The sequence below is a fragment of the Streptomyces alkaliterrae genome, assembly GCF_007097205.2.
GTDB classification, from domain to species: domain Bacteria; phylum Actinomycetota; class Actinomycetes; order Streptomycetales; family Streptomycetaceae; genus Streptomyces; species Streptomyces alkaliterrae.
This window is the reverse complement of record NZ_VJYK02000276.1, coordinates 1-7,436: the sequence shown is the minus strand read 5'-3', so window position 1 is coordinate 7,436 and position 7,436 is coordinate 1. Positions and strand designations below refer to the sequence as shown.

The 7,436-nt window shown below is 73.7% G+C and carries 8 protein-coding genes; 2 read left to right on the top strand and 6 right to left on the bottom strand.

Annotated features, from left to right (window positions below; all coding sequences use genetic code 11):
- Positions 1 to 1,299 (top strand): ATP-binding cassette domain-containing protein (locus FNX44_RS21210; protein ID WP_143650220.1); only part of this gene is annotated, 1,299 nt, incomplete at its 5' end.
- Positions 1,300 to 1,388: 89 nt separating this feature from the next.
- On the opposite strand, the gene FNX44_RS21205 is transcribed toward FNX44_RS21210, so the two are convergent.
- The 3 genes from FNX44_RS21205 to FNX44_RS29755 all read right to left on the bottom strand — a co-directional run bounded on the left by FNX44_RS21205 (position 1,389) and on the right by FNX44_RS29755 (position 3,834).
- On the bottom strand, positions 1,389 to 1,889 hold the full coding sequence (locus FNX44_RS21205; RefSeq protein WP_143650219.1) for a hypothetical protein: 501 nt from the start codon (positions 1,887 to 1,889) through the stop codon (positions 1,389 to 1,391).
- A 230-nt stretch (positions 1,890 to 2,119) separates the two neighbouring features.
- On the bottom strand, positions 2,120 to 2,680 hold the full coding sequence (locus tag FNX44_RS21200) for a DUF488 domain-containing protein (RefSeq protein ID WP_323369551.1): 561 nt from the start codon (positions 2,678 to 2,680) through the stop codon (positions 2,120 to 2,122).
- A gap of 41 nt (positions 2,681 to 2,721) precedes the next feature.
- Positions 2,722 to 3,834, bottom strand: coding sequence for a PP2C family protein-serine/threonine phosphatase (locus FNX44_RS29755; RefSeq protein ID WP_323369550.1), 1,113 nt, complete (start codon positions 3,832 to 3,834; stop codon positions 2,722 to 2,724).
- A 121-nt stretch (positions 3,835 to 3,955) separates the two neighbouring features.
- On the opposite strand from FNX44_RS29755, the gene FNX44_RS21190 reads away from it, so the two are divergent.
- Positions 3,956 to 4,879, top strand: coding sequence for an endonuclease/exonuclease/phosphatase family protein (locus FNX44_RS21190; RefSeq protein WP_143650216.1), 924 nt, complete (start codon positions 3,956 to 3,958; stop codon positions 4,877 to 4,879).
- 128 nt (positions 4,880 to 5,007) lie between these two features.
- On the opposite strand, the gene FNX44_RS21185 is transcribed toward FNX44_RS21190, so the two are convergent.
- The 3 genes from FNX44_RS21185 to FNX44_RS21175 all read right to left on the bottom strand — a co-directional run bounded on the left by FNX44_RS21185 (position 5,008) and on the right by FNX44_RS21175 (position 7,291).
- Positions 5,008 to 5,775, bottom strand: a complete 768-nt coding sequence (locus FNX44_RS21185) for a Mut7-C RNAse domain-containing protein (RefSeq protein ID WP_143650214.1) — start codon at positions 5,773 to 5,775, stop codon at positions 5,008 to 5,010.
- On the bottom strand, positions 5,772 to 6,047 hold the full coding sequence (locus tag FNX44_RS21180) for an acylphosphatase (protein ID WP_181354169.1): 276 nt from the start codon (positions 6,045 to 6,047) through the stop codon (positions 5,772 to 5,774). Before FNX44_RS21180 ends, FNX44_RS21185 begins: the two co-directional genes overlap by 4 nt.
- A gap of 125 nt (positions 6,048 to 6,172) precedes the next feature.
- Positions 6,173 to 7,291, bottom strand: coding sequence for a CapA family protein (locus FNX44_RS21175; protein ID WP_143650212.1), 1,119 nt, complete (start codon positions 7,289 to 7,291; stop codon positions 6,173 to 6,175).
- Positions 7,292 to 7,436 lie beyond the last annotated feature (145 nt).

Below are 7,436 nucleotides of genomic sequence, written 5' to 3'. Positions count from 1 at the left end.
GACCCCGCCGCCGCCGACCGGTACGACGCCGCGCTCGACGCCGCGACCCACCTCGACGCCTGGGACGCCGAACGCCGCGTCGACGTCGCCCTCGAAGCGCTCGGCGCCTGCACCGAGCGCGCCCGCCCGCTGGGCACGCTGTCCGTCGGACAGCGCTACCGGGTCCGACTCGCCTGCCTCCTCGGCGCCCGGCACGACGTACTGCTGCTCGACGAGCCCACCAACCACCTCGACGCAGGCGGGCTGGACTTCCTCACCCGCAGCCTGCGAGAACACGACGGCGGTCTGGCCGTCGTCAGCCACGACCGGGCGCTGCTGCGGGACGTCGCCGACCGCTTCCTCGACCTCGACCCGACCCGCGACGGCAGACCGCGCCTGTACGCCGGCGGCTACGACGCCTGGCAGGAGGCCCGGCGCCGCGAGCGCGACCGGTGGGAGCAGGAGCACGAGGAGCAGCAGGACGAGCACCGACGCCTCCGGGACGCGGTGTCCAAGGCCCGCGACCGGCTCTCCACCGGCTGGCGACCGGAGAAGGGAACCGGAAAGCACCAGCGTCAGTCCCGTGCGCCGGGCGTCGTCCAGGCCCTGAAAAGGCAACAGCAGGCCCTGGAAGCCCACCGGATCGACGTACCGCAGCCCCCGCCGGTGTTCCGCTGGCCCGATCCGGGCGTACGGCGGGGCGCGCCGCTGCTGCGCGCGCACGGCCTCACGGTGGCCGGGCGGTTGGCCGACACCGTCGAGCTGACCGTCGACGGCGGCGACCGGCTGCTGATCACCGGCCCGAATGGAGCCGGGAAGTCCACGCTGCTCGCGGCGCTGGCCGGCGCACTCTCACCGACCGGAGGCGAGGTCCGCACGGCAGCAGGGGCCCGCGTGGTGCGGGTCACCCAGGAGACGGCGGAGTGGGAACCCGGGCTCACCGCCCACGAGGTGCACGCCCGGCACGTGGGCCGGCTCGCCGCCCGAGGCGTGCTCCGCGACGCCGACGCCGTCCCGCTCGGGGCGCTCGGCCTCCTGGACCGGGAGGCCGCGCACACGCCCGTCGACCGCATGTCGCAGGGTCAGCGCCGCCGCCTCGACCTGGCGTTGGCGCTGGCCGCGCGTCCCGGGGCACTGCTGCTCGACGAGCCGACCAACCACCTCTCGTCCGCTCTCGTCGACGCGCTGACCGAGGCGATCCGCCACACCAGCGCCGCGGTCGTGGTCGCCACCCACGACCGGCAGCTGCTGCGCGACCTCGCCGACTGGCCGCGTCTGGAGTTGGACACGTCACCGGAGAGGCGGCACACCCAGCCCTGACCCGGCGGACCGGCGCCGGCGACGGTGGACGCGGCACGGTCCACCCTCGCCGGAGGCCGCGGACCCGCGGAGTCAGGGACGCTTCGAGATCACGAGGTCCAGCTTGTGGTGGAGTTCAGCCCCGCGCAGGAGGTGGTGCTGCTGATCATCGTCCAGCAGGCGCGGAACCTCCAGCCGCTGATGGCTGGTTGGGTGAGCGTGTTGACGGCCGCGTTGCCGACGGAGCGCTTCAGATAGCAGTTCGCCTTGCCGTCACGGGTCTTGTCGACCTCGAAGATCATGTAGTTGATCAGGCTGACCTCGCCCGCCACCCGCCCCCAGCGCTGCGGGATGCCGTCGACGGTCCCACCCTTCACGTAGGTGGTGACGTTCGTGAGCTGCTTGGACGTGCGCGTGCTGCCGATCAGTGTGGTGCTGCCGGTGTTGCCGCATTTCGCCGCGGCGCCGACCTCACCACTCGCCGCGGTCGCCGCGGTCGCCGCGCCCGCCGAGCCGGCCGGAACGGCGAGCAGCGCCCCCGTCATCGCCGTGGTCGCGGCGGCGGTGGCCAGCAGACGACTCCTGCGTCGTGGAACTCTCGCATCTCGCATTGTCCACTCCCCGAATACGGAAATCGATGAGGGAAGTGAGCGCTCGTATCCTCCCGACGGAAACGGAACGAACCGGTCCATGTCGAGTCATCGTGCGCGATCCCCCCGAACCGCGCACAAGCTATGAGCGCGGCTACACCACGTCAAGGGACGGCGGTCGCCTTTCGGCCGCGGCGGGCCGTCGCACCGGACGACGAACCCCGCCTCACCACACTCCTGTGCCCCGCCCGTCACACAGCCGCACCGGGGCCGTTGTCGTAGACCAGCAAGCCGTCATCGCGGACGCGCACCCCGGGCGTCGGGCGGTGTGGCATCAGGCGCCCGTCGTGCATCAGGTGCCGGACGACGGTGCCTCGCGCCAGCACGGCGAAGTCGGCGATCAGACGCCGGTGGCACCGCCACCACACCGCTTCGCCGCACATCACCGCGGTCCGCACCTCACCCGTCCGACGCGTCAGCTCGTCCATCGCGCTGAGGAAGTCCGGCGTGCGCGTGTGAGCGGCGTAGGCGCGGAAGGAGTCGTTCCGCCACACGGTGTCGGGGGAGTCCGGCGGCAGCTTCCGCCACCCGCCCAACCTCCGCTCCCACCGGTAGTCGACCCCCTCCCCGGGCAGCCACTCGGCCAGCCGCGCCCGTGACAGGTCCGGATCCCGACGGCTGCCGGGCGCGGTCCTCACGTCCACCACGGCGGCCACGCCGGCCTCCCGCAGCAGTCGCGTGATCGCCGTCCGGTCGGCGGTGCCGTGACCGAACGTCACCAACTCCCGTCGCGGCTCCGATACACCGCCCACGTGCGGCACCACCTCTCGACGACGGGCCTCGCGCCCGCCCTTCAGTCCGTGCGAACGGTGAGGAGCGCCACGTCGTCACGGAGGCGATCGCCGGCGAAGCCGTGCAGGTCCTGGTCGAGAGCCGCCGCAAGACCATCGGCCGGGGTCGCGGCCAGCGCCCGCAGGCGGCTGTGCAGGGGATAGAACGTGCCGTCCGGCCCGCGGGCCTCGGTGACACCGTCCGTGCACAGCACCAGCGTTCCCTCGGCGGTCGACGGCAGCGGCTCCGCGACACGCGGCTCGTCGGCGAGGGCCCCGAGCCCCAGCGGCAGCCCGGTCTCCCGCACCGGCAGCGGCTCCGCGCGCCCGGCCCGCACGTGGTACGGCGGGATGTGCCCGCAGTTCACCAGCTCGGCCGCCCGGCCCTCGGCGAAGCACAGCAGCAGGGCGGTGACAAAACGCTCCGGCGCCCGTTCCTGCTGCTTGGCGTAGGCGTTGTACCGGGCGACGGCCTCGTCGAGCGCGACGGCGACGTCCGCAAGCTCCCGCTCCCGCTGCGCCGCCTCGCGGAACGCCATCAGCACGGCGAAAGCCGCGCCCAGGGCGGGCAGCCCCTTGCCCTGCACGTCGGCGATGAGCAGCCGGACGCCGAACGGCGACTCCACCACCTCGTAGACGTCACCGCCGACCATGCTGTCCTCCTCCACCGGCTCGTAGACCCCGTCCACGGTCACGTCGCGGAGGCGAACGGGCAGCGGCCGCAGCATCTGACGCTGCAGCGCGGCGGACACCGAGCGCAGACGGTTGATCTCCTGCTGCTGCCGGATGCGGATCCCGCAGCCCACGATGCTCAGCGCGCTGAGGACCACGGAGAACGACAGCATCGCGACGTTGGCCGACACCGCGGGCAGCGGCCGGTGCAGCAGCGCGGCGCTCTCGGCGAGCACCACCCACGCGGCGGCGATGCCCGTCTGACGGACCGTTCCGATTCCGGCGGTGAAAGCGGGCAGGAAGACCAGGAACGGCACATGGCGCCACTCCTCGTCGGCGAACGCCCCCAGCAGCACGGCAAGGAGAGTGAGTCCGATCAGTCCTGCCACCAGCATGCGGTTGGTCAGCAGACTGACAGGACGCGTGGACCGCGTGTCCGGGGCGGCGGTTCGGATGGTCGGCACCTTACGTCCTCGTCCTGACAGGTCGCGGGCGGAGGCCGGCGGAACGACCGCTTCCCTCCCTTGGAGTGGTTCGCCGGGCGGCCGGGCGTGGATCCGGCGGCGGGCGGACAGGGGTCGGCGCATGATCGTCAAGAGTCTGCGCCGGGCACGCCGGGCGCTGGTCGTCGTCGCGGCCGTCTGGGTGCTCGCCGCCGCCCACCCCGCCGGTCCACCCGTTCCACCAGACGCAGAGGAGATGGCGATGACCCCGTCCCAGGAGCCCGCCGCCGCCAGGCCGGAACCAGCCGTCAGGCCGGAACCCGCCGCCCCGGACGAGGACACCGCGCTCACCCAGGTGGCCGGCACCTTCAACATCTACGGCAACGTGGGACACGGCGGGGACGCCGGAGCATGGATCGCGCAGGAGGCCGCCCGGCTGCGAACGGTGGCCCCGAGCAGCGGCTGGCTCTCCCTGTCCCTGCAGGAGGTCTGCCACAACCAGGGCACCGCCCTCGCCCGCGAACTCGGCATGCGTGCCCTCTTCTACGACACCGGCGTGACCTGCGCCAACGGGCAGCGTTACGGCAACATGCTGCTCACCCGAGGACTGCCTCTGGCCACGTACCGCTACACCTTCCCCACCCAGGCCGACGGCAGGGAGCAGCGCGGTGCGGTCTGCGCGCTCCTGGCCGGCCGGCTGGGCGCGGTCCTCAGCTGCGGCCTCCACCTCGACTCCCGCAGCGACGCCGTGCGGGCCGCCCAGGTCCGGGAGTTCCTCGCCTGGCGGCCGGGCGGCCGTGAACTGTCCGCGTACGGCACGGTGGTGGTCGGCGGCGACTTCAACGCCGAGCCCCCGCACGAGGCGATGGCCCCGATGTACGCCGTCGGCCGGGAGGCGGACGGCGGCCCTACCACCTGGCGTCACCCCACCCACGAGGACGGCCGCAAACTCGACTACCTCTTCACCTGGGGCCGGGGTGCCGGGTCGAAGTGGCGGGACGGCGCGACCGGGACGCTGGCCACGCCGAACTCCGACCATCTGATCCTCTACGGGCGCCTGGGCTGAGCCGGACGGCCGGACCGCCCCGCCTCTTCCCCGCGCCCGCCCCGCGCGTCCCTCGGTCACTGCTCGGTCTCCGGACATACCGCTCCCGCGTACCCCGGAAGCGGACGGAAGAACACAGCTCGGGCCGATCAGCCACCTCCCGGCGTAGCCGCAGTGCCCGAACGGCCCAGACCGGCGGAGCCTCCGAGGACCGCCTGCGCGTCTCGCACGGTCGCGGCCAGCCGCGCGTGGTGGGCGCCCGGCCAGTACAGCCGCCGGCAGGAGCCGCACCGCTGGAAGCTGTCGTAGCTGCGCCGGGTGCCCGGCGGCAGCAGAGGGGCGATCTCCGCCTTCGCGACGGGCGAGAGCAGACCGTTGCACGCCGGGCAACGCGTCCAGGGGGCGATCGGCGGCCGGAAACGAAGGAGCACGTCGACCAGCTGCAGGTCCGGCCGCTCCCCCCGCACGTACGCCCCCCGCCACAGCGCGCGGCGCCGCAGCAACCCGCGGTCCCGGGTGAGCAGCACCCGCCGCTCCGCGTCGGCCTGCGCCACCAGCTCGTCGTCGCCGCGGTCGTTGTCGTACGCGGTGTCGAGACCCAGCACCCGCAACCGACGGGCCAGCGTCCCGAGATGGACGTCCAGCAGCAGCCGGACGGGCTCCGGCAGCGGCTCCGGACGCGGCGCGGCGGAGACCTCGATGACCGCGCCGGGCGACGGCAGGTGGGACGGGGGCGCGGCCGTACCGTCGACGCGCAGCACACCCGTCTCCGTCAACGGGACACCCAGGGACTGCACCAGATGGCCGACGGTCGAGGTGCCGTCCGACGGGAGCCGCACGGCCTCGCGCCGGTGCCGGGTGGGCAGCAGGAACCGCAGCTCCTCGGCGAAGCGAAGGGTCAGCGGGGGAGTGCTCACGGCGTCGGGCGCACCTCGAACCCGCCACGCCCGCCCGGCTCCTCGTCCCTCACCGCAACCCCGTTCACGGAGGCTGCCGGCGGTCCCACCCGCGCCCACGCGACCATCCGTTCCACGGCCTCAGGCGTCCCCTCGAACACCGCCTCCACCGTGCCGTCCGGAAGATTCCGCACCCAGCCGGCCACCCCCTGCGCCGCCGCCTCCGCCCGGCAGCTGTCCCGGAAGAAGACCCCCTGGACGACCCCGGACACGATCACACGCTTGCAGACCACCACTACGGCACCTTCCCGTCGACGTCCGACCCCTCGCCCGCACCGTAGAGCGACCGCCCACCGTGACTGCAGACATACACGCCGGCCTCTCGGCTCTGCCGTCGTCGCGAACCGGCCGCCGGCCGTCAGGCGCGCCAGGTTCGCAGCGTGAGCGTGCCGTCGGGGCCGCCGTCGACGCGGGTGCCGAGTGCCCGGCTGTGCCGGTCGAGGACCGCGCGCAGCCAGGCGCTGTCCTCCGACGAGGCGCGCTCCAGACGCATCCTGCGCGCCCGCAACGGCACCATCCGCACGTCGACCAGGCGGCCGGTGGCCGACTCCACCGACACCAGGTACAGCACTCGCAGGTCGTCCCGGTAGGCCTGGTAGCCGCCGATGCCCTCGTAGTCGTCGACGAGGTCGCCGCAGCCGTAGAGGACGAGCCCGCCCCCGTACTCCTCCAGCGGTCGCGGGTGGTGCGAGGAGTGGCCGTGGACGACGGCCGCACCCGCGTCGACGAGTGCGTGCGCGAAGCGGACCTCGGCGCGGGAGACGCCGTAACCCCAGTTGGGGCCCCAGTGCACCGAGGCGACCACGACGTCCCCCGGGCGCCGCACCTGCCGCAGCCGCTCGGCGAACGCGGACGCGGCGGGCGGCGAAGGCTCCCCGACGAGGCCGACACCGCCCCGCCGCCCGGTGGCGGCCCAGCTCTCCGGGATTCCGCTGGAGAGCATCCCGAAGGAGAAGACCAGCACCCGACCGTCGGCGCCCAGCGGCACGACCGCCGGGCGCCTCGCGTGGGTCTCGTCAAGGCCGGCGCCCGCCGTCCGCAGCCCCGCGTCCGCCAGGGAGTCGAGCGTCTCCCGGAGGCCGCGCGGGCCGAAGTCCAGTACGTGGTTGTTGGCCAGCGCGCAGACGTCCGGGCGGACGGCGGACAGACACGGCAGGTTGTCGGGGTGCATCCGGTAGTGCACGGCCTTGCCGGGCGCGAAGTCCCCGTCGCGGGTGACGGCGGTCTCCAGGTTGACCACCCGCACGTCGGGCGCGGCGTCGTCCAGGACCGGCAGCGCCTCGCCCCACGGCCAGCGGAAGCCTACGGGCCGGGGGATCGGCCCGCTCGCCGCCTCGGCCAGGTCGACGTAGGCCCGGGCGTCACGCAGGTACGTCTCCCGCAGCTCCGGATCACCGGGGTGCGGGAGGATCTGATCAACGCCCCGGCCGAGCATCACGTCCCCGCCGAGGAAGAGAGTGACCACGCCGTCACGCACGTTCCCAGGCTATAGCGGGCGAGCGCGGCACGAGAAGGTCGCGGTGATGCGCGTCCCCGCGCCGCCCGAGCGACGATGGAGGTACGGACCACGTCCCATCTCACACATCCGCTGATCCGCTACTCGATTCGCACCCACACCCACC

Excerpts from the sequence above, each read along its gene's own strand:
- FNX44_RS21205 (WP_143650219.1), bottom strand. The coding sequence starts at position 1,889 with ATGCGAGATGCGAGAGTTCCACGACGCAGGAGTCGTCTGCTGGCCACC.
- FNX44_RS21190 (WP_143650216.1), top strand. The coding sequence starts at position 3,956 with ATGATCGTCAAGAGTCTGCGCCGGGCACGCCGGGCGCTGGTCGTCGTC.